The sequence below is a fragment of the Tolypothrix sp. FACHB-123 genome, assembly GCF_014697075.1.
Classification (GTDB): Bacteria; Cyanobacteriota; Cyanobacteriia; order Cyanobacteriales; family Nostocaceae; genus Aulosira.
The window spans coordinates 1-2,464 of the sequence record NZ_JACJRE010000151.1; the positions used below are offsets into that span (position 1 = coordinate 1).

Sequence of the window (2,464 nt, forward strand, 5' to 3'; positions counted from 1 at the left end):
TGAGATATGGCTAGGATTGTTGCTGGGTGGGTTTACTTTGGAACAACGTGGAGATTTTTATCAAAATCAGAATATTTGGGTGATAACAAATGATAGCCAAAGTAAATGAAATAGTTGTTACACTTTTCCAAAAATTGCAAAGGGTAAGAGCAAAACCTACCCTTAAATTTTGAATGTGGAGAGATTGTTACCTGGTTAATGTGAAAATTTTATTCAACTCAAAGAATCCAACCGCTAACGGAAGAAGATTTAGCTTCAAGACTTGGTGTAAATGTAGAAACTATACGCGAGCAGCGAATTAATCTGCCACCACCGCTTTTTGTGGGATGGCGCTAGTTATCATCGCTCTAAACAAATCAAAGATTATTTAGATTCTTTGAATGCGAATTTAGAAAAAGAACAATGGTTGATAACTTGTGTTCGCGTAGCGTTTCGCAGAAAAAGATTTGCCCCAAATGCACCTCAACATAACCCTGTAGAAGATATTTGGTTGCAAGGCAAAAGACTGATTCGAGAGTTTCATTTTTTCTGCCATTCCTTCTCTGTTGTCAAGGCTTTATTTGAATTGTCGCTTAATTGTCAAATTTTTGACTTTTCTAAGCTCCATGAATATGGTGTTTTCTCATGAATCAGTTAGGATTGTTATATATCATCCGGCAAGTTAGAATTTCTGAATTTAGACGGATTTATACTGAATATTTCAGAGATTGCAGTTATCAATTTAATATGCGGTAAAATTGGCGTTTTTATGTTATGTAATATTTCAATATTTCGCCAACGGTATCCGGCACTGGCTCAAGGTGAATTATGGATTGAACCAAATCCACCACCACCAGGGGTTTCTATCACAAAAATATCTCCAGGTAGCATCAGGACTGTTGCTGTGCTGTCTAAATTTTCTTGTGTTCCATCTTGACGTTGTATCCAGTTGCGTCCGACTTTCCCAGCTTCCCCACCATTTAATCCAAAGGGAGGGACACGGCGATGACCAGAAAGAATATTAGCTGTCATTGGTTCAAGAAACTTGATGCGGCGAATCACACCGTTACCACCTGAATATTTTCCTTTACCGCCGCTATCGGGACGCAGACAAAAGCTTTCTACTTGCACAGGATAACGAGTTTCTAAAATTTCTGGGTCAGTCAAGCGGGAGTTAGTCATGTGGGTTTGGACTGCATCAGTACCATCAAAGTTAACCCCTGCGCCAGAACCACCGCAGATGGTTTCATAATATTGATAACGCTCATTACCGAAAGTAAAATTATTCATCGTTCCGGCAGAAGCAGCACTCGCACCCAAAGCACCATATAAAGCATCAACAATGGTTTGAGATGTCTCTACATTACCTGCTACAACTGCTGCTGGGTAAGTTGGGTTGAGCATACAGCCTTCAGGAATGATAATTTCTAAAGGTTTAAGACACCCAGCGTTGAGAGGAATACTATCATCAACTAGAGTACGGAAGACATATAAAACTGCTGCTTGAGTTACAGCTTTAGGAGCATTAAAGTTACTGGTTAGTTGCCCAGATGTGCCAGTAAAATCAATAATTGCACTGCGATTTTCTCGATTAATCGCCACTTTAACTTGAATTCTTGCACCGCTATCCATTTCATAAATAAATGAGCCATCTTTGAGAACATCAATTGCCCGTCTAACTGACTCCTCGGCATTATCTTGGACAAATTTCATGTAAGCTTGTACTGTCTGAAGTCCGTACTGAAAAACCATTTTGCGGAGTTCTTGTGCCCCTCGTTCATTGGCGGCAATTTGTGCATTAAAATCAGCGATATTTTTAGCAGGGTTACGAGCAGGATAACGATGATTTAACAGTAACTCTCGGACTGCTGTTTCGCGAAAATCTCCCTGATCAACCAGGAGAAAATTATCAAATATAATTCCTTCCTCTTCTACCGTAGTACTGTGAGGGGGCATGGAACCAGGAGTAATGCCGCCAATATCTGCTTGGTGTCCACGAGCAGCAACATAGAATAGAGGACTGGAGCCTAAAGTATTTTCATTATTATTCAGAAACACGGGGGTAATTGCTGTGACATCAGGAAGATGTGTTCCGCCGTTATAAGGATTATTAGATAGATATACATTTCCTGGTTTTATAGTGTTGCCTTTATTATTGATTAAACTACGAACACTTTTACTCATTGAACCTAAATGTACAGGAATGTGAGGAGCATTAGCGACTAATGATCCAGAAGTGTCAAAAATAGCGCAGGAAAAATCTAAGCGTTCTTTGATGTTCACCGATGCTGCCGTATTTTGCAGAACAATTCCCATTTGTTCTGCAATGAATTGATAGAGGTTTTTGAAGATTTCTAAGCGGACAGGGTCGGGTGAGGATGTATTAAGCTGTTCAGCATTTAAATAGGGTATAATAAAAAGCCGAATTCAGTCAAAAAATGGAATAATGCCAGCAAAAAATCATTTAACTTCCCAGCAAATAGAG

1 protein-coding gene and 1 pseudogene are annotated in these 2,464 nt (G+C 39.5%); one reads left to right on the forward strand and one right to left on the reverse strand.

Annotation, left to right across the window (positions count from 1 at the left end; genetic code table 11):
- Positions 1–319: 319 nt before the first annotated feature.
- A pseudogene (locus H6G41_RS34415) lies at positions 320–628 on the forward strand (IS630 family transposase); the annotation flags it as partial.
- 167 nt (positions 629–795) lie between these two features.
- On the opposite strand, the gene H6G41_RS34420 reads toward H6G41_RS34415, so the two are convergent.
- Positions 796–2,391: a hydantoinase B/oxoprolinase family protein gene (locus H6G41_RS34420; protein WP_190752871.1), complete on the reverse strand. Its 1,596-nt coding sequence runs from the start codon at positions 2,389–2,391 to the stop codon at positions 796–798.
- Between the last annotated feature and the right edge of the window lie 73 nt (positions 2,392–2,464).